At 75.7% G+C, this 18,973-nt stretch carries 15 protein-coding genes; 9 read left to right on the top strand and 6 right to left on the bottom strand.

What is annotated here, in order from left to right; translation table 11 throughout:
- On the top strand, positions 1-254 hold a 254-nt coding region (locus WCS02_RS07670), incomplete at its 5' end, for a hypothetical protein (RefSeq protein ID WP_340291652.1).
- Between the two features lie 213 nt (positions 255-467).
- Here the strand turns inward: WCS02_RS07670 and WCS02_RS07665 are convergent.
- A complete protein-coding gene (locus WCS02_RS07665; protein WP_340291650.1) occupies positions 468-1,064 on the bottom strand; it encodes a hypothetical protein in 597 nt (198 codons plus the stop codon).
- 139 nt (positions 1,065-1,203) lie between these two features.
- Positions 1,204-3,582 carry a DEAD/DEAH box helicase gene (locus WCS02_RS07660; protein ID WP_340291648.1) on the bottom strand — a complete coding sequence of 793 codons (2,379 nt, stop codon included), beginning with the start codon at positions 3,580-3,582 and terminating at the stop codon, positions 1,204-1,206.
- Between the two features lie 206 nt (positions 3,583-3,788).
- Between WCS02_RS07660 and WCS02_RS07655 the strand changes: the two genes are divergently transcribed.
- From WCS02_RS07655 to WCS02_RS07645, 3 genes are all read left to right on the top strand, one after another.
- The gene (locus WCS02_RS07655) at positions 3,789-4,139 is read left to right on the top strand and encodes an STAS domain-containing protein (RefSeq protein WP_340291646.1); all 351 of its coding nucleotides are present in this window, start codon (positions 3,789-3,791) and stop codon (positions 4,137-4,139) included.
- Positions 4,140-4,167: 28 nt separating this feature from the next.
- The gene (locus WCS02_RS07650) at positions 4,168-4,569 is read left to right on the top strand and encodes an ATP-binding protein (protein WP_340291643.1); all 402 of its coding nucleotides are present in this window, start codon (positions 4,168-4,170) and stop codon (positions 4,567-4,569) included.
- Between the two features lie 245 nt (positions 4,570-4,814).
- The gene (locus WCS02_RS07645) at positions 4,815-7,082 is read left to right on the top strand and encodes a sodium-translocating pyrophosphatase (RefSeq protein WP_340291654.1); all 2,268 of its coding nucleotides are present in this window, start codon (positions 4,815-4,817) and stop codon (positions 7,080-7,082) included.
- A gap of 196 nt (positions 7,083-7,278) precedes the next feature.
- On the opposite strand, the gene sthA is transcribed toward WCS02_RS07645, so the two are convergent.
- Positions 7,279-8,742: a Si-specific NAD(P)(+) transhydrogenase gene (gene sthA / locus WCS02_RS07640; RefSeq protein ID WP_340291642.1), complete on the bottom strand. Its 1,464-nt coding sequence runs from the start codon at positions 8,740-8,742 to the stop codon at positions 7,279-7,281.
- A 95-nt stretch (positions 8,743-8,837) separates the two neighbouring features.
- Between sthA and WCS02_RS07635 the strand changes: the two genes are divergently transcribed.
- Positions 8,838-10,457 carry a DUF7059 domain-containing protein gene (locus WCS02_RS07635; RefSeq protein ID WP_340291641.1) on the top strand — a complete coding sequence of 540 codons (1,620 nt, stop codon included), beginning with the start codon at positions 8,838-8,840 and terminating at the stop codon, positions 10,455-10,457.
- A complete protein-coding gene (locus tag WCS02_RS07630; RefSeq protein ID WP_340291639.1) occupies positions 10,454-11,020 on the top strand; it encodes a GXWXG domain-containing protein in 567 nt (188 codons plus the stop codon). Before WCS02_RS07635 ends, WCS02_RS07630 begins: the two co-directional genes overlap by 4 nt.
- Here the strand turns inward: WCS02_RS07630 and WCS02_RS07625 are convergent.
- Together WCS02_RS07625 and WCS02_RS07620 are read right to left on the bottom strand one after the other, a co-directional pair.
- Positions 11,001-11,969 (bottom strand): hypothetical protein, encoded by a 969-nt coding sequence (locus WCS02_RS07625; RefSeq protein ID WP_340291637.1) that lies wholly within the window; start codon positions 11,967-11,969, stop codon positions 11,001-11,003. The genes WCS02_RS07630 and WCS02_RS07625 overlap by 20 nt on opposite strands.
- On the bottom strand, positions 11,966-12,316 hold the full coding sequence (locus WCS02_RS07620) for a DUF2834 domain-containing protein (RefSeq protein ID WP_340291636.1): 351 nt from the start codon (positions 12,314-12,316) through the stop codon (positions 11,966-11,968). The genes WCS02_RS07625 and WCS02_RS07620 overlap by 4 nt, the downstream gene beginning before the upstream one ends.
- Positions 12,317-12,418: 102 nt before the next feature.
- On the opposite strand from WCS02_RS07620, the gene WCS02_RS07615 reads away from it, so the two are divergent.
- Positions 12,419-13,105: a TetR/AcrR family transcriptional regulator gene (locus WCS02_RS07615; RefSeq protein WP_340291635.1), complete on the top strand. Its 687-nt coding sequence runs from the start codon at positions 12,419-12,421 to the stop codon at positions 13,103-13,105.
- Positions 13,106-13,147: 42 nt separating this feature from the next.
- On the opposite strand, the gene WCS02_RS07610 is transcribed toward WCS02_RS07615, so the two are convergent.
- Positions 13,148-13,498, bottom strand: a complete 351-nt coding sequence (locus tag WCS02_RS07610; RefSeq protein WP_340291633.1) for a hypothetical protein — start codon at positions 13,496-13,498, stop codon at positions 13,148-13,150.
- A 175-nt stretch (positions 13,499-13,673) separates the two neighbouring features.
- Here WCS02_RS07610 and topA point away from each other — a divergent pair, with 175 nt between their 5' ends.
- Both topA and tmk read left to right on the top strand, forming a co-directional pair.
- Positions 13,674-16,541 (top strand): type I DNA topoisomerase, encoded by a 2,868-nt coding sequence (gene topA, locus WCS02_RS07605; protein ID WP_340291632.1) that lies wholly within the window; start codon positions 13,674-13,676, stop codon positions 16,539-16,541.
- A 73-nt stretch (positions 16,542-16,614) separates the two neighbouring features.
- On the top strand, positions 16,615-18,973 hold a 2,359-nt coding region (gene tmk / locus WCS02_RS07600; RefSeq protein WP_340291630.1), incomplete at its 3' end, for a dTMP kinase.

Here is an 18,973-nt window from a genome sequence, read left to right as displayed (position 1 = left end):
CTGCGGGGGCGCTGGGCCAGGTGGCCCCCGCCCGGGCGGCGCTCGCGGCGGCAGGTCGTGTGGTGCGGGGGGAGCCGCACGCCACCGCCTGCGGGGTGGGCGCCACGGTGGCGGCCGGCCCGTCGACGGTGCTCACCGGCTGCACGGTCGCCGGGGAGGTCGTCACGGTGACCGTCATGCGGGACCTCACCCTGTTCGGGGCGACGGTCGCGGTGCGGGCTGTCGCCAGGGCCGGGCCGGTGGACGACCCGTGAGGGGACGTCCACCGGCCACGGCCGGTCCTGGCCCGGGATGCTGCGGTGCCGGAAAGCCAGGCGCTCGGACCGTCAGACCCCGGGGCAGGTCAGGCGCGGGGCTGGCTCACGTGCGGGGCAGGTCAGGGGCCGGGCGAACAGGTGCGGGGTGGATCAGGTGCGGGGTGGGTCGGGTGCGGGGTAGGTCCGCCCGAGCGTCAGGTGCGGCCCGCGTCAGGCGCGGTCGGTGCGGGACGCGCCGTCGCTGTAGCCCTCGTCGACCGTCGCGCCGGCCCCGCCGGCCTGGCTGTCGTACCCGGGCGGGCGGGTGTCGGAGACGGCCGCCTGCCCACCGGTGCCGGAAGTGTCCTGGCGGTAGGAGTCGGGGCGCACGGTGCCCAGGCGGCTGCTGTCGTCCCGGCTGGTCTCGTGGCTGTCGCGCAGGGCCTGGGTGCGGCCGGTGTCGCTGTCGCTGCTGTCGCGCCGGGCGAACGGGGCGGGGGCGCTGGCGACCGGGGCGGCGGTGGCGTTGCGCTGGGCCTCGGAGGACTGCCGGGTCTGCACCTCGGCCTCGACGCGGCGCAGGCGCTGCAGCTCGGCGCGGCGGCGGGCGGACTTGCGGGCGCCGGAGCGCATGGCGAGCACGCCGAGCTCCAGCAGCAGGAGGGTGAGCGCGCCGAGGGCGAAGACCACCACGGCGGACGTCTGCACCGACAGCCCCAGGAACGACAGCGTGACGTCGGTGCCCTGCTGCCCCGGGAGCCCGCCGAGCACGGTGTAGGCACCGACGAGCACGCCGAGCAGGATGAGGATGAGACCGAGAACGACCATGACGAGCCTCCTGTGCCGCAGGGCGCTGCCCCGGCGGGTCCGCCGGTCGACCTGTCCCCGCCACGCTAGCGACCGCTCTCCCGCCAGGGCGGGCGGCGCGCGGGACGCGGGGGACCCGGCTCGGCCCGTCCTGGCAGGCTCAGCCCGCTCCCAGGGCGAGCAGGCGGACGGCGCCCTCCTTGTCCAGCGGCGCGTTGCCCGAGCCGCAGCCGCCGCGGACGACGCACGCGGGGCACCCGGCCCGGCACGTGCAGCCGGCGACGGCGTCCAGCGCGGCGCGCACCCAGACCTCGGCCGCCTCGAATACGCGCTCGGCGTACCCGGCGCCGCCGGGCCACGTGTCGTGGACCACGAGCAGCGGTCCGCCGGCGTCGGGGTGGAACACCTCGTGCGAGCCGGCCACGTCGAAGGAGTCGCACGTGGCGACGATGGGGACCAGCGCGACGCCGGCGTGCTCGGCCGCGTGCAGGGCGCCGAGCGCGCGCACCGGGTCGGCGAGCAGGTCCGCCGCGGCCACGGCGTCGGGGGCCCACCAGGTGCCCTTGGTCCGGAAGCAGCGCTCGGGCAGATCGAGGTCGTCGTGGCCGAGGGTCGCCCCCGTCGCCGCGTCGACCCGGACGTAGCCCGTGGTCCGCGACAGCACCTCGAGCCCGCCGTGGCCCAGGACGCCGCGGCCGAGCTGGCGCTCCCGCTCCCGGGAGACCAGGCGGGTGCGGGTGCTCGTGCGCGGGTAGGTCACCCAGCCCGGGTCCGACGGGCGGAGCACGGCGACGCCGGCCTCGGCGTCGAGCTCGACGACGAGGTACGTGCGCAGCAGGTGCTGGTAGACCGCGCCCGGGTGGACGACCTGCTCCGCGCGGGCTGCCTCGACCGTGCCGAGCACGCGCCCGGTCTCCTCCTCGACCAGCTGCACCTGCCCGCGGCCGCTGCCGCGCAGGTCCACCCCGGGCCGCGCCTGGCGCGCCCAGTGCCAGCCGGTCGGGCGGCGGCGCAGGTCGCCGCGCTCGACGAGGGCGTCCACCACCTCCTGCGCCCGGGGGCCGAAGGAGTCCAGGTCCGCGGGCGTGAGCGGCAGCTCGGCCGCGGCGGCGGCGAGGTGGGGCAGCAGCACGTACGGGTTGTCGGGGTCGCTGACGACCGCCTCGACCGGAGCGTCGAGCACCGAGGCGGGGTGGGCCAGCACGTAGGCGTCCAGCGGGTCGTCGCGGGCGACGAGGACCGCCGTGCCGGGCAGGTCCCCCCGCCCCGCCCGGCCCGCCCGCTGCCGCAGCGACGCCACGGAGCCGGGCCAGCCCGCCATGACCACGGCGTCGAGGCCGGCGACGTCGACGCCGAGCTCGAGGGCGGACGTCGCGGCGACGGCCAGCAGGTCCCCGTCCCGCAGCGCGCGCTCGGTGGCCCGGCGCTCCTCGGGCAGGTGCCCGCCCCGGTAGGGCACGACGGTGCGGGCGAGGTCGCCGCCGAGGTCCCGGCCGTGGCGCTCGACGAGCATGTCGCGGGTCCTGGCCGCCAGCGTCTCGGTGCCCCGCCGCGAGGGGACGAAGGCCACGGTCGTCACGTGCCGGCCGACCAGGTCCGCGACCAGGGACGCGGACTCCGACACCGCCCCGCGGCGGCGGGCGCGCTCGTCCGGGCCGACCGGCTCGTCCTTGACGACCGGGTCCCACAGCAGCAGCGCCGCACCCGGGTCGGGGGAGCCGTCCACCTCGACGGCCTCGACGTCCAGGCCGGTGAGCCGGGACGCGGTACGGGCGGGCTCGGTGACCGTGGCGCTGGCCAGGACGAACGTCGGCGAGGCGCCGTGCGCGGCGGCCACCCGGCGCAGCCGGCGGAGCACGCTGCCGACGTGGGCGCCGAACACGCCCCGGTACACGTGGCACTCGTCGACGACGACGTAGCGCAGCCGTCGCAGCAGCCGGCCCCAGCGGACGTGGTCCGGCAGCAGGGTGTGCGCCAGCAGGTCGGGGTTGGACAGCACGACGTGGGCGTGGTCGCGCACCCACGCCCGCTGCTCCGGGCCGGCATCACCGTCGACCGTGCCGGTGCGGAGGCCCGGGACGGCGAGCTCGGCGAGGCGGCGCTCCTGGTCCGCGGCCAGCGCCTTGGTGGGCGACAGGTACAGCGTGGTGGGGGCCGCGCGCTCGCCGAGGACGCCCGCGCCCTCCAGCGACGCCGTGGCGGCGGGCAGCAGGTAGGCCAGCGTCTTGCCCGAGGCGGTGCCGGTGGAGACCACGACGTGGCGGCCGGCGCGGGCGGCCTCGGCGGCCTCGACCTGGTGCGACCACAGCGAGGTGATGCCCTGCGCGGCCAGCGCCTGCACCAGCGCCGGGTGCACCCAGGCGGGCATCGGGGCCACCGACGCCGCCCGCGGGGGCCGGACGTGGACGTGGCGGAGCCGGGCCGCCGCGGCGCGGGAGGCCACGAGGGCGGCCGCCGCCGGGGGCAGGCCGTCCAGCCGGAGGTCCTGGGGCAGCAGCAGCTCCTGGCTGCCCGCCGGGAACCCCTGGTCCGTCGTCACAGGTCAAGGATGCGTCGTGCCATGGACAGAACCGGCACCGGGACACGCCCGGACGGGGGACGCGGCCGCGCCGGTGCACCGCCGGGCGGGGGACCCCGCACCCTGGGGCCCGCCGCGATGGGACGCGGGGGGAGGGTTGCTGGTTGACTGCCCCCCAGAAGACCCCCAGGCCGGGGACCCCCCGGCCGATCACAAGGAGGACCCCCGTGGACCTGTCCCTGGCCACGCGCCCGGAGGGTGATCGCACGGTCGTCGAGGTCGGCGGCGAGATCGACGTCTACACGGCCCCGCAGCTGCGCAGCGCCCTCAACGACGCCGTCGCCGACGGTGCCCGCCACCTGGTCGTCGACATGACCGGCACCGAGTTCCTCGACTCCACCGGTCTCGGTGTGCTCGTCGGCGGGCTCAAGCGCGTGCGGACGATGGACGGCGACCTGGAGCTCGTGTGCTCCAGCGAGAAGATCCTCAAGGTGTTCCGGATCACCGGCCTCACCAAGGTCTTCACCATCCACCCGACGATCGAGGAGGCCCTGGGGGCCGCCGGAACCACCCCGTGACCCGCCGCCTCCGCAGCGAGCACCGGCCGTGAGCGCCGTGGCGGGGGCGCACGACGTCGTGCTGCGGGTCGGCGGTTCGCCCGAGAACGTGCGGACGGCCCGGCTCGTGGCCGCGGCGGTGGCCCGGCGCGAGGGTCTGCCCGAGGACCGGGTCGACGAGGTCCGGATCGCCGTGGGCGAGGCCGTCACCTGGGCCATGCACGCGGCCGCCGACCACGTGGTCGAGCTGGTGCTCGGACCGGGCGAGATCGGCTCGGGGACCTTCGTGGTCCGCGTCGAGGGCGGTCTGTCCCCGGCAGGCCCGGACGACGAGGACGGGGTGACCGGCCCCGGCTCGGACGGCCTCGCCCTCGCGCTGCTGCGTGGGCTGGCGGACCGGGTCGTCATCACCGGCGACACGACGGTGCTCACCTGGAGCGACGCGCCCTGAGGGCGCGCCGCCGCGGTCGCGGCGGTCAGTGACTCAGGTCACACGGCACCTCACGGTCTGGTGTCGTCCGTCACACCACCCCCTAGACTCCGAGCGCTCTCCCGGTCTGCGGGGGCCGCACCGGTGACGACCGCGACGACGGGGTCGGCGTCGGACCCGCGGGTCTCCTGGGCCGGGCTGCCCGTTCAGTCCCAGGAGGACATGTGACGCACGACCTCGTACTCGCCGCGGTGACCGGGGAGCAGGTGAGCTTCGGCCTCGGCTCCGGGCTCATCGTCGCCCTCGTGGCCGCGGTCGCCGTCGGCGCCCTCGGCGTCGCCGTGATGTTCCGCAAGGAGGTGCTCGCGGCGGGCGAGGGCACCAGCGCCATGCAGACGATCGCCACCGCCATCCAGGAGGGGGCCAGCGCCTACCTGGCGCGCCAGTTCCGCACCCTCGCGGTCTTCGTCGTCCTCGTCTTCGTCCTGCTGTTCGCGCTGCCGGGCGACACGGACGTGAGGATCGGCCGCAGCATCGCCTTCGTCGTGGGCGCCGGCTTCTCCGCGGGCATCGGCTACCTCGGCATGTGGCTGGCCACCCGGGCCAACCTGCGCGTCGCCGCGGCCGCCCGCGAGCCCGGCGGCCGCGACCTCGGCATGCGCATCGCCATCCGCACCGGCGGCACCGTCGGCATGGCGACCGTCGGCCTCGGTCTGCTCGGCGCGGCCGTCGTCGTCCTGCTCTTCCGCTCCGACGCCCCCACCGTGCTCGAGGGTTTCGGCTTCGGCGCGGCGCTGCTGGCGATGTTCATGCGCGTCGGCGGCGGCATCTTCACCAAGGGCGCCGACGTCGGCGCCGACCTGGTCGGCAAGGTCGAGCAGAACATCCCCGAGGACGACCCGCGCAACGCGGCCACCATCGCCGACAACGTGGGCGACAACGTCGGCGACTGCGCCGGCATGGCCGCGGACCTCTTCGAGTCCTACGCCGTCACGCTGGTCGCCGCCCTCATCCTCGGCAAGGCCGCCTTCGGCGAGGCCGGGCTGGTCTTCCCGCTCATCGTCCCCGCGCTCGGTGCGCTCACCGCGGTGCTCGGCGTCTACCTCATCCGTCCCCGCGCCGGGGAGTCGGGCCTGACCGCGATCAACCGCGGCTTCTACCTGTCGGCCGTCATCTCCGCGGTGCTGTCCGCCGCGGCCGCCTACGCCTACCTGCCCGGCAGCTTCGCCGACTTCAGCCAGGTCTCCGACGAGAGCATCCTCGAGCTGCCCGGCGACCCCCGCCTGGTCGCCACCATCGCCGTCTTCGTCGGCATCGTCCTGGCCGGCGTCATCCTGTGGCTCACCGGCTACTTCACCGACACGGCCAAGCCGCCGACGGCCGCGGTCGCCGAGACCTCGCTCACCGGTCCCGCGACCGTCGTGCTGTCCGGCATCGGCCTGGGCCTGGAGTCCGCGGTCTACACCGTGGGCGTCCTCGCCGCGGCGGTGTTCGGGCTGTTCCTGCTCGGTGCCGGCTCGGTGACCCTGTCGCTGTTCCTCATCGCGCTGGCCGGCTGCGGCCTGCTCACCACGGTCGGCGTCATCGTCGCCATGGACACCTTCGGTCCGGTGTCGGACAACGCCCAGGGCATCGCCGAGATGTCCGGCGACGTCGACGAGGCCGGCGCGCGGATCCTCACCGACCTCGACGCGGTGGGCAACACCACCAAGGCCATCACCAAGGGCATCGCCATCGCCACGGCCGTCCTCGCGGCGACGGCGCTGTTCGGCTCCTACACCGACGCGGTGCGCACCGCGCTGGCCGAGGCCGGCGAGGCCGTCGACAGCGTGAGCTACGAGATCGTCAGCCCGGCGACGCTGGTCGGCGTCCTGCTCGGTGCGGCCGTGGTGTTCCTGTTCTCCGGCCTGGCCATCAACGCGGTGGGCCGTGCGGCCGCCGCGGTCGTCTACGAGGTCCGCCGCCAGTTCCGGGACATCCCCGGGATCATGGAGGGCACCACGCGCCCGGAGTACGGCCGCGTCGTCGACATCGTCACGCGCGACTCGCTGCGCGAGCTCGCCACCCCCGGCCTGCTCGCCGCGTTCGCCCCGATCGCCGTCGGCTTCGGCCTCGGTGTCGGCCCGCTGGCCGGCTACCTGGCCGGTGCCATCGCCTGCGGCGCGCTCATGGCCGTGTTCCTCGCCAACTCCGGCGGCAGCTGGGACAACGCGAAGAAGCTCGTCGAGGACGGCGCGCACGGCGGCAAGGGCAGCCCGGCGCACGAGGCGACGATCATCGGCGACACCGTCGGCGACCCGTTCAAGGACACCGCCGGCCCCGCCATCAACCCGCTGCTCAAGGTGATGAACCTCGTCGCCGTGCTCATCGCGCCCGCCGTGGTGGGCCTGAGCGTCGGCGAGGGCCAGAACGACACCGTCCGCTATGCCATCGCCGGGGTCGCCTTCGCGATCATCGTCGTGGCCGTCGTGGTGGCCAAGCGCCGCACGGTGAGCATGGGCGACGAGGTCCCGGCGGCGCGCGCCACCCGCTGAGGCGCCCCTGCCCCACCCGCCCCACGTCTCGTTCCGTCACAACGGCACCCTGCGCCGGTCTACCCGGCGCAGGGTGCCGTCGTGCTGTGGAGGTAGCGACGGAAGGTGCCGTCGTGCCGTAGGGGTTCCGGCGGAAGGTGCCGTTGCGACGGACGGGCCGACGGAAGTGCCGTCGCGGCGTGCAGCAGCCGGTCCGTCAGGCGCCGAAGCGCTCGACCGCCCGCAGCTTGTTCGTCACGTCCAGCGCCGCGACCTTGTAGGCCTCGGACAGCGTCGGGTAGTTGATGACGGTGTCGACGAGGTAGTCGACCGTCCCGCCGCAGCCCATGATCGCCTGGCCGATGTGGACCAGGTCCGTGGCGCCGGTGCCGAACAGGTGCACCCCCAGCAGCTCCTTGGTGTCGCTGTGCACCAGCAGCTTGAGCATCCCGTAGGAGTCGCCGACGATCTGGCCGCGGGCGAGCTCGCGGTAGCGGGAGACGCCGGTCTCGAACGGCACCGAGTCGGCCGTCAGCTCGGCCTCGGTCCGGCCGCAGTAGCTGATCTCCGGGATCGTGTAGATGCCGATCGGCTGCAGCGCGGTGAGGTCGCGCACCGGCTCGCCGAAGGCGTCGTAGGCGGCGATCCGGCCCTGGTCCATCGACGTCGCGGCCAGCGCGGGGAAGCCGATGACGTCGCCGACGGCGTAGATGTGCGGGACCTTCGTCCGGTAGTGGTGGCCGACCTCGATGCGCCCGCGCGAGTCCGCCTCCAGCCCCGCGGCCGCCAGGTCGAGCGAGGCGGTCTGGCCCTGCCGGCCGGCGGAGTACATCACCGTCTCGGCGGGGATCCGCTTGCCCGAGCTGAGCGTCGTCACCGTGCCGTTCGCGTTGGCCTCGACGGAGGCCACCTCCTCACCCAGCCGGAACGACACCGCGAGGTCGCGCAGGTGGAACTTGAGGCTCTCGACGACCTCGGGGTCGCAGAACTCCAGCAGCGCCGGCCGCTTGTCCACGACGGTGACCCGGGTGCCGAGCGCGGCGAACATCGACGCGTACTCGATGCCGATCACCCCGGCGCCGGCGACGACCATCGAGCTCGGCACCTTCTCCAGCTCGATGACGCCGTCGGAGTCGACGACGCGCGGCCCGAACTCCACCGCGGCCGGCCGCGCCGGGCTCGTGCCGGTGGCGATGACGAACGTCGCGGCGGTGATGAGCGCGTCGCCGGCGCCGGAGTCCCCGGTGACCTGGACGGTGTGCGGGTCGACGAAGCGGGCGGTCCCGCTCACCAGGTCGACGTGGTTGCGCAGCAGCTGGGCCCGGACCACCTCGACCTCGCGGCCGATGACGTGCTGGGTGCGCGCGAGCAGGTCCTGCACGGTGATGTCGGCCTTGACCCGGTAGCTCGCGCCGTACACGTCGCGCTGGGCCATGCCGGTCAGGTACATCACGGCCTCGCGCAGCGTCTTGGACGGGATGGTGCCGGTGTTGACGCACACCCCGCCGACCATGTGCTTGCGCTCGACGACGCAGACGCGGCGGCCGAGCTTGGCCGCGGCGATGGCGGCCTTCTGCCCGCCGGGGCCCGAGCCGATGACGAGCAGGTCGTAGTCGTAGGAGCGGTCCTCCGGCGAGGGCGCGGTGGTGGGGGCCAGGTCCGGGATGCTCTCGGTCGTCACCGGGCCGAGTCTGCCCATGACGACGTCGCCTGGCTACGGGTCGTGACGGGCTGGCGGCTCTCCGCAGACGGTCGGTCGCTCGTTACCGTGGCCGCGTGCCCGACCTCCCCCCGGCCCCGCAGGGATCCATGTCCGCTCATCCCTCGACCCAGCCGCCGCCCCCCGCTGTCACCCCCGACCTGGCCCTGCTGCGGCAGGACCTCACCGCGGCCGGCTACACCGTCGACGGGGTCACCGAGCGGCTCGGCGACGTCGCCTCCCGGGCGCTGTCGCGCGACCAGGCCGTCCCCGCCCGCCGGGTGCTCGGCCAGGGCGAGGACCCGGTCGGCGTGCTCGTCCGCCTGTTCACCCTGGGCGACGCGGTACCGGTCTCCGCCGCCGAGGCCGCGCTGCCGGCCCTCGGGGTGCCGCGGGCGGTGGCGACCGGCTTCCTCGCCGACGCCGGCGACGGCCGGGTGCGGGCGCTCGTCGACCTCCAGCCGCACGCGGTCGACGACGACCTGGGCGAGCAGGGCTGGTGGGTGTGCGCGGACCTCGGCGAGCTCGCCCACGGCGGCGGCGTGCTGCCGACCGACCACGTCCTGGGGGTCGGCGCCGCGAGCACGACGCTGGTCGAGGCCGTGGTCCCGCCGCTGCGGGGGCAGCGCTGCCTGGACGTCGGCGCCGGGTCGGGCGTGCAGTCGCTCCACCTGCTCCGCACCGGCGCGCAGGTCGTCGCCACCGACGTCTCGGCGCGCGCCTGCAGCTTCGCCCGGGTCACCGCCGCGCTCAACGGCCTGCAGCTCGACGTCCGCGAGGGCAGCCTGCTGGACCCGGTCCCCGGCGAGCGCTTCGACCGGGTGGTGGCCAACCTGCCGTTCGTCGTCACGCCCCGGCGCGACGACGTGCCCACGTACACCTACCGCGACGCGGGTATGGCCGGCGACGACGTCGTCCGGCAGATGCTGCTGCGCGCGCCGCACCACCTCGCCGAGGGCGGGCTCGCCCAGTTCCTCGGCAACTGGGAGGACCGCTCCGACCAGGGCTGGCGCGCCCGCCTGGACGGCTGGGTGCACGACGCGGCGGTCTCCCTGGCGCAGGTGAGCGACGACGTGCTCGACGTCTGGGTGGTCCAGCGCGAGCTCGCCGACCCTGCGTTGTACGCCGAGGCGTGGATCAGCGACGGCGGCCGGCCCGGGCGCGAGGAGGCCGACGCCTGGTACTCCGCCTGGCTGGAGGACTTCCAGGCGCGGGACGTCGAGGCTGTCGGCTTCGGGATCGTCACCCTGCGCCGCCGCCGGGCAGACCCCTCGACGCCCCCGCTGCGGCGCCTGGACGAGGAGCACGGCCGCGTGCCGGGGGCCTGGCGCGACGTCCTCGCCGCCGGCCTCACCGGCCACGACGCCCTCGGCCGGGTGGGCGCCCACGCCGACCTGGCGGCCCTGCTGCCCACCAGGCCCGTCGTGGCCCCGGGCGTCCTCGAGCGGCGCGACCTGGACCCCGGGGCCGTCGACCCGCGCACCGTGCACCTGGTCGACACCCGCCGGCGCGGCCGGGTCGTCGAGGCCTCGACCGCCCTGGCCGGGCTCGTCGGCGCCTGCGACGGCGAGCTCAGCGTCGGCCAGGTCGTCGGTGCGCTCGCCCAGCTGCTCGAGGAGCCCGAGGCCGACCTGCGCGCCCGCCTGCTGCCGGCCGTGCGCGAGCTCGTCGCCGAGGGCCTGCTGGTGCTGCCGTGACGACCGGCCCCGCGCGGCCGGCGGGCCCGGACGACGGCGAGGGCGGCCCGGCGGACCCCCGGCTCGTCGCGGCGCTCGAGGCCTTCGACGCCGGTGCCGCCGTCATGCCGCAGGACCTCCTCGGCCGGTGGCGGGGGAGCGAGGTCCCGACGGGCCACCCGATGGACGGCCTGCTCGAGGCCTACCGGTGGTGGGGCAAGGAGTTCCGCTCGACCGAGGACGTCGACCCGCTGCTGTTCGCCGGCCGCGACGGGACCGTCCGGGCCCTGGACCCCCGGCTGCTGCCGCTCGCCGTGGCGGCCCGCGGCTGGGCCCCCCGCTCCGCCGCTCTCGGCCGGGTCGTCGCGGTGGCCCACCCGCTGCTGGCCACCCGCCGGCCGCGGGCACGGGTGCGCGAGACCGAGGTCCGTGGGGTGGTCGGTGCCGCCATGGTCTACGACCACCTGCCCGTGGTCGACGCCTTCCGCCGGGTCGGGGGCACGGCCGGCGAGGAGGAGCTGCTCGGGCTCATGGACCGCCGGGGCGACCGCGTGCCGTTCCTCTTCAGGCTCCGACGGGCCTGAGCCGGTCGGGGACGGTCGGCTGCCCGACCGGCTGGCGGCTCACCGCGAGCACGACGGCCGCGGCGGAGGGGGCGGCGACGAGCACGGCGGCCAGCGCCAGGGTGACCAGGTCCGGGTCCACGACGGGCTGCCCGCGCTGCGCCTGGACGAACAGCGTGACCATGAGCCCCCCGTAGGCCGCCGAGGCGAGCGCCACGACCTGGCGCTGGCGGCGCTCGCCGACCTGCAGGACGCCGCGCCCGACGAGCCACACCAGCAGCAGCGCCACCGCGGGCAGCACCTGCAGGGCGTGCAGCCCGACGAAGTGCGGCACCCGGGCGTCGCCGGCCACGGTCGACCAGCCCAGCAGCGGCAGGCCGGGCCCGCCGTCGGCCGCACCCACCGTGTGGGCGCCCAGCACCGCGCCCCCGGCCTCGACCTGGCCGGGCCTCGGGCTCGTCATGGCGTACCCGCTGAGCGCGCCCGCCGTCATGAGCGGGACCGCGACCGTCATGGCCAGGCCGAGCGGACCCTGCAGCCGGTGGCGGGCCAGGACGACCCCGGCCACGAGCGCGACCGCCGAGAACACCATGACGCCCGCGCCCATGAGCGAGAACAGGGCGCCGTCCAGCGGCGTCGCGAAGTTGAAGTGCGAGGAGGTCCCGCGGGCCGCCTGCAGCGAGATGACCGCGACCTCCACGACCATCGACCAGCCGACGAGCGACAGGCACACCCGCAGCACCCGGCCGCGCTCGACGTGGGAGTACACCCACAGCAGGGCCGGGGCGAAGGCGACGAAGGACAGGGCGAACTTCAGCGGCTTGTCCCACACCGGCGCACCGGCCAGGACGGTGCCGTCGACCAGGCCCATGACGACCGACACGGGGACGAGCACGAGGTTGACCGCGAGCAGGACGACCAGCGCGGGGCTGACCTGCCAGGCCGCGGCGGCGAACCGGCGCGCGGTCATGCCGGCACCGCCTCCGGCGCCCGGGTGCCGGGGGCCGTCGTCGTCGTGCGGCGCAGGTGCTGCTCCCGCCAGGCGAGGAACAGCGGGAAGGTGAAGGCGACCGCCACCGCGAAGCTCAGCGGCACGAGCGCCCAGACCCACCGGGACATCCCGGTGCGGCGACCCTCGAGCACCATGAACAGGCAGGCGACGACGGCGACGACGAGGACGTCGACGGCGGCGGAGGACGAGGCGGCGCTGGCGAACCAGCCGGCCACGTAGTCCTCCCCGGCGGACATCGACCGCACGTTGAAGAACCACGTGCCGGCCGCGCCGAGGACGGCGAGGGCGAGGTAGACGAGTCTCATGGCTTCTCCCGAGGCTGAGTGAACGCTGTTAACAGCAGGGTAGGGTGAACAGCGTTCACCGACAACCCCTGCTGTCCCCCGACCTCGACGGAGGCCCGTCCTATGGCCCGCCCGCCCCTGAGCACCGACGCGCTCGTCGCCACCAGCCGGGCCCTGCTCGTCGAGGGCGGTCCGGACGCCGTGGTCGTCCGCGAGGTCGCCCGCCGCCTCGGCGTCACCGCCCCCGCGCTGTACCGCCACGTCAGCGGCCGCGACGACCTGCTGACGCTCCTCATCGCCGCGTGCACCGACGAGGTCACCCAGGTCTGCGCCACGGCGCTGCGGGGGTGCGCGCCGGACGACGTCGAGGAGCGTCTGCGCACGGCGACCTGGGCCTTCCGCACCTGGGCGCTGGAGCACCCACCGGAGTTCGGCCTGGTCTACGGCACGCCGGTCGCCCGGTACGCCGCCCCCGAGGACGGGCCCACGTCCGCGGCGATGCAGCGCTTCGGCGGCCTGTTCGGCGCGCTCTTCGTCGACCTGCTCCGGGCCGGCCGGCTCCGCACGGTGGAGGACGCCTCGCTGCCGGCTCGCGTCCGTGACGACCTCGCCCAGACCGCCCGCCACACCGGCCTCGCCATGCAACCGGGGGAGCTGTACCCCTACGTCGTCGGCTGGCACCGGATGCTGGGGATCGTGTCGGTGGAGGTGTCCGGGCACCTGCGCTGGGCGTTCGGCGAGGACGCCACGGACTTCGTGCGGCGCCAGCTGGACGACCTGGCGGCGGACCTGGTGCGGCCCGCCGGGTAGCCACCGCGGCAGCACCACCGCAGCCGCGTCAGCGCTGCAGGGTCACCAGCGCAGGCCGGCCGCCGTCAGCCCGACGCTGACCATGAACCGTTCGTGGCTGGTGAACGGGGCCCGGTCGTGGGGGACCGGCACCTCCAGCGCGCGGGCCGCGTCGAGCATGACCAGGTCGTAGGCCATCCGGACGGCCAGGAGCCGCTGGCCGCGGGCGAGCACCGACGGGTCGCCCAGCAGACGCTCGGCCTCGGACTCCAGGCGGTGCAGGTCGGCCGCCAGGCGGTGCAGCGGCGGCCCGACGGGGACCACGGGCGGCGGGAAGGCGCGCAGGAGCAGCCGCCGCCACCACGGGACGTGCTCGCGAGGTGACGGGACCGTCCGCGCCGTCGCGAGCCCCACCGGTCAAGCATGCGCTCTGCTGCGGCGGATGTCAGCACGACGGCAGGAGCGTGGCCGGTCTCACCGTCCGTGCCCGTGCGCCGACCCCGTGTGCCGCCCGGCCCGCTGCCGCGGCGCCGTGGGGCTACCGTGTCCGCCGTCGGGCGAGCTCCGCCCGCGGGAGAGGACGCACCACGTGGCTGGCACTGCAGCACCCGGAGCACGGGCACTCGTCATCGTCGAGTCGCCGGCCAAGGCGAAGACGATCGGCGGCTACCTCGGCGACGGCTACGTCGTCGAGGCCTCGGTCGGGCACATCCGCGACCTCCCGCAGCCCTCCGAGCTGCCCGCCGACATGAAGAAGGGCCCCTTCGGCAAGTTCGCCGTCGACGTCGAGCACGGCTTCGAGCCGTACTACGTGGTGGACGCGGACAAGAAGAAGAAGGTCACCGAGCTGAAGCGCGCCCTCAAGGGCGTCGACGAGCTCATCCTCGCCACGGACGAGGACCGCGAGGGCGAGGCCATCGCGTGGCACCTGCTCGAGGAGCTCCAGCCCAAGGTGCCGGTCAAGCGGATGGTCTTCCACGAGATCACCCGCGAGGCCATCACCCGGGCGCTGTCCGCGACGCGCGACATCGATGTCGCGCTCGTCGACGCCCAGGAGACCCGGCGCATCCTCGACCGGCTCTACGGCTACGAGGTCTCCCCGGTGCTGTGGCGCAAGGTCCGCCAGGGCCTGTCCGCCGGCCGGGTGCAGTCCGTCGCGACGCGGCTGGTCGTCCAGCGCGAGCGCGAGCGGATGGCCTTCCGTGCCGCCGACTACGCCAGCGTCTCCGCCACCCTGTCCGCGCCCGGTGACCGGCAGCGTTTCAGCGCCCGGCTCACCAGCCTGGACGGCGCCCGCGTGGCGACCGGCCGCGACTTCGACGACCTGGGGCAGCTGAAGACCGCCGGCGTCACGGTGCTCGACACCGCCGCGGCCCGCGGCCTCGTCGGGGCCCTCGAGGGGGCGGACTTCACCGTCAGCCGCGTCGAGGAGAAGCCCTACACGCGCAAGCCCGCCGCGCCGTTCACCACGTCGACGCTGCAGCAGGAGGCCTCCCGCAAGCTCCGCCTGAGCAGCAAGCAGGCGATGCGGGTCGCGCAGTCGCTGTACGAGGCCGGCTACATCACGTACATGCGCACCGACTCCACCGCGCTGTCCTCGCAGGCCGTCGACGCGGCCCGCCGCCAGGCGCGCGACCTCTACGGCGCCGACGCCGTGCCGCCCAGCCCCCGCGTCTACACCGGCAAGGCCAAGAACGCGCAGGAGGCCCACGAGGCCGTCCGTCCCGCGGGCGACTCCTTCCGCACGCCCGCCCAGGTGGCCGGCGCGCTGCGGGGCGAGGAGTTCCGGCTCTACGAGCTCATCTGGCAGCGCACCGTCGCCTCGCAGATGGCCGACGCCCGCGGCACCACCGCGAGCGTCCGGATCGGCGCGACCGCCGACGACGGCCGGACCGTCGAGCTGTCGGCCTCCGGCACGGTCATCACCTCGCGCGGGTTCCTCGCCGCCTACGAGGAGGGCCGCGACGCCGACCGCGACGAGGCCGCCGAGGGCGAGGCCGAGAGCCGGCTGCCGAAGCTCGAGGAGGGCGGCCGGGTCGACGCGGAGGACCTGGCCACCGCCGAGCACCGGACCAGCCCGCCGGCCCGCTACACCGAGGCCAGCCTGGTCAAGGCCCTGGAGGAGCGCGGCATCGGCCGCCCGTCCACGTACGCGGCGACGATCGGCACGATCATCGACCGGGGCTACGTCCGCCACAAGGGCAGCGCCCTGGTGCCGGAGTGGCTCGCGTTCGCCGTCACGCGCCTGCTCGAGGAGCACTTCCCCCGGCTGGTGGACTACACGTTCACCGCCGAGATGGAGGCCGACCTCGACCGGGTCGCCGCCGGCGAGGTGGCCGGCTCGGACTGGCTGGCGCGCTTCTACTTCGGCGCGGGCGGGCCGGGCAGCGACGGCACGGCCGGTGCGGGGGCGGGGCTCCCGCCGCTGCCCGGTGGCGCCGGCCAGGGCCTGACGGGCCTCGCCGAGGGCCTCAAGGGCCTGGCCGAGGAGCTCGGCGACATCGACGCCCGCGCCGTGAGCACCATCGAGCTCGGCGAGGGCCTGGTCCTGCGGGTGGGCCGGTACGGGCCGTACCTGCAGGACGAGAACGCCGCGGCCGCCGCCGACGGCAAGGAGGTCCGCGCCTCCGTCCCCGACGACATCGCCCCCGACGAGCTCACGGTCGAGCGGGCCCGACAGCTCATCGCCGACGCCGCCAAGGGCGACACCGTGCTCGGCCAGGACCCGGACACCGGCCACGACATCATCGTCAAGACCGGCCGGTTCGGGCCGTTCGTCGCCGAGATCCTCCCCGAGGACACCAAGGCCAAGCCCCGGATCGCCAGCCTGTTCTCGTCCATGACCGTGGACACGGTCACCCTCGACGACGCCCTCCGGCTGCTGTCGCTGCCCCGCGTCGTCGGCGTGGACCCGGCGACGGAGGAGGAGATCACCGCGCAGAACGGCCGCTACGGGCCCTACCTCAAGAAGGGGACGGACTCCCGCTCGCTCACCAGCGAGGAGCAGCTGTTCACCGTCACCCTGGAGGAGGCGCTGGCGGTGTACGCCGAGCCCAAGCGGGGCCGGGGCGGGCGTGCCGCGCCGGCTCCCCTCAAGGAGCTCGGGGTCGACCCGGTCAGCGAGAAGCCGATCACCGTCCGGTCGGGCCGCTACGGGGACTACGTCTCCGACGGCGAGACCAACGCGACCCTGCGCGGGGCGGACTCGACCGAGTCGATCACCTTCGAGCGGGCCGTCGAGCTGCTCGCCGACCGCCGCGCGGCCGGCCCGGCCAAGAAGAAGACGGCCGCCAAGAAGACGACGGCCAAGAAGACGACAGCCGCGAAGAAGACGACGGCGAAGAAGACGACGGCGAAGAAGACGACGGCCACGAAGGCGTCGACGGCTGCGAAGACGACGACGGCTGCCACGAAGACGACGGCGCCGAAGGCGACCGCCGCCGGGGGCACCGCGTAGGACCCGGCCGGGGCGTCCCCAGCGCGGGGCAGGGGGCCCGGCCGGTGTCCGGGGCGCACGTACCCTGGCGGGCGTGAGCCAGGACCCCCCGGTGCCCGAGCCCGGTCGAGACGCCGACCAGGCGCCCGTGGACCTGCCCGGGGCCGGCCGGGCCCGCGGCGCCACCACGGTGCAGCCTGGCCCGGCGCCGGCCGCTCCCGACGCGGGGGACGGCCCCGACCACAGCGCGCGGGCGGTCCTGGCCAACGACGCGTTCCGCCGGCTGTGGCTGGTGCTGGGCCTGTCGAGCCTCGGGGACTGGCTCGGCCTGCTCGCCGTGACCTTCTTCGCCGCGGAGCTCGCGGGCGGCGCGGGCGACCTGCCCGCCGCGAGCCTCGCGGTGTCCGGCGTCTTCCTGCTCCGCCTCGCGCCCGCGCTCCTGCTGGGTCCGCTGGCCGGCGTCCTCGCCGACCGGATGGACCGCCGGACCGCGCTCGTGGTGTTCGACGTCGTCCGCGGGCTGCTGTTCCTGTCGATCCCGCTGGTCGGCACCCTGGGCTGGCTCTACGTCGCGACCGTCCTCGTCGAGGTCGCCGCCCTGTTCTGGATGCCCGCCAAGGACGCGATGGTCCCCAACCTCGTGCCCCGCCGGCAGCTGGAGACGGCCAACCAGCTCGGCGTGGTCGCCACGTACGGCTCCGCCCCGCTCGCCGCCCTGCTCTTCAGCGGCCTCGTGCTCCTCAGCGGCGTCCTCGACGACCTGTCCGGCGGGTTCGCGGCCGCGGTCGTCAACGAGGTGGACCTCGCGCTGTACGCCAACGGCGTCACGTTCCTCGTCGCCGCGGCGGTCATCGCCCGCATCCGGCTGCCCGAGGCCGCGCGCGGGCCGGCCCTGCGGCCCTCGGTCACCGACGGCCGGGGCGGGACGGCGGCGCACCCGTCCGTGTGGCGGCAGGTCGTCGACGGCTGGGCCTTCATCGCCCGCACCCCCGTGGTCCGTGGCCTCGCCCTCGGCATGCTCGGCGCCTTCGCCGCCGGCGGCTTCGTCATCGGGCTCGGCGTGGTCTACGTCGCCGGGCTCGGCGCCGGCGCCCCCGGGTACGGGGTGCTCTTCGGCGCGGTGTTCGTCGGCATGGCGCTCGGCGTCTGGCAGGGCCCCCGCACGCTGCGCGACATGAGCCGGCGCCGGCTCTTCGCCGCCTCCATCGCCGCGGCCGGGGCGGCGCTCGTCGTCGTCGGGCTGTCCCCGGACATCGTGCTGTCCGCCGTGGCCGTCCTCGTCCTCGGCGGCTTCGCCGGCATGGCGTGGGTGACCGGCACGACGCTGCTCGGCGCCGAGGTGGACGACGAGGTGCGCGGCCGCACCTTCGCCTTCGTCCAGACGTCGGTCCGGGTCGTGCTCGTCGCCGTCATGGCGCTCGCGCCGCTGCTGGCCCGCCTGGTCGGGGACCGGTCGGTGACGTGGACCAGCACGCTGGTGTGGACCTTCTCCGGCGCCGGCCTGGTGATGGCGGGCGCGGGCGTCCTGGCCCTCGTGGTGGGTGCCGTGACGTTCCGGCAGCTCGACGACCGGCCGGGCGTGCGGCTGGGCACCGAGGTGCTCGAGGCCGTGCGCCGCGGCGCCGGCGACCCGTTCGACGTGCCCCGCCCCCACGCCGGCTTCTTCCTCGTCGTCGAGGGCGGCGACGGCGCGGGCAAGTCCACCCTCGCCGAGGGCGTCCGGGGCTGGCTGGAGTCCGAGCTCGGGCACGACGTGGTGCACACCCGCGAACCCGGCGGCACGGCTGTCGGCGCCCAGGTGCGCCGGCTGGTGCTCGACTGGGACGACGCCGTCCAGGGACCCGGCCCGGTGCCGCGCGCCGAGGCGCTGCTGTTCGCCGCCGACCGCGCCCAGCACGTCGCCACCGTCGTCGAGCCGGCGCTGGCCGACGGGGCCGTCGTGCTCAGCGACCGCTACGTCGACTCCTCGGTCGCCTACCAGGGCGCCCGCGGCGACCTGGCGCCGGAGGAGGTGGCGCGGCTGTCCCGCTGGGCCACCGACGGCCTGCGCCCCGACCTCACCGTCCTGCTCGACGTGGACCCGGTCCTCGCGCGCGGCCGGCTCGACGGCCGCGACGGCCCCGCCGGCGCCGACCGGGTCGAGCGCGCCGGCACCGCGTTCCACGAGCAGGTCCGCTCGTCGTTCCTGGAGCTCGCCGCCCTGGACCCGCGCCGGTACCTCGTCGTCGACGCGACGCTGTCCCGCGCGGACGTGCTCGACCTGGTGACCGCCCGGCTGCGGCGCATGCTGCCCCTGTCCGCCGTGCAGCGCGCGGAGTGCGAGCGCCGCCTCGCCGAGGACGCGCGCGCCCGCGCCGGGCGGGAGCCCGCTGCCGTCGAGCAGGCCCGCCAGGAGCAGGCCGCGCGCGAGGAGGCACGGGCACAGCAGGCGCAGGAGCGCGAGCGCCGGTGGG

The sequence above is a fragment of the Aquipuribacter hungaricus genome, from assembly GCF_037860755.1.
Taxonomy (GTDB): Bacteria; Actinomycetota; Actinomycetes; order Actinomycetales; family JBBAYJ01; genus Aquipuribacter; species Aquipuribacter hungaricus.
This window is presented reverse-complemented; position numbering and strand designations above follow the sequence as displayed.

What these genes read in the sequence shown, in the direction of transcription:
- WCS02_RS07665 (WP_340291650.1), bottom strand. Translation starts at nt 1,064, where the DNA reads ATGGTCGTTCTCGGTCTCATCCTCATCCTGCTCGGCGTGCTCGTCGGT.
- WCS02_RS07625 (WP_340291637.1), bottom strand. Translation starts at nt 11,969, where the DNA reads ATGACCGCGCGCCGGTTCGCCGCCGCGGCCTGGCAGGTCAGCCCCGCG.
- WCS02_RS07620 (WP_340291636.1), bottom strand. Translation starts at nt 12,316, where the DNA reads ATGAGACTCGTCTACCTCGCCCTCGCCGTCCTCGGCGCGGCCGGCACG.
- WCS02_RS07615 (WP_340291635.1), top strand. Translation starts at nt 12,419, where the DNA reads ATGGCCCGCCCGCCCCTGAGCACCGACGCGCTCGTCGCCACCAGCCGG.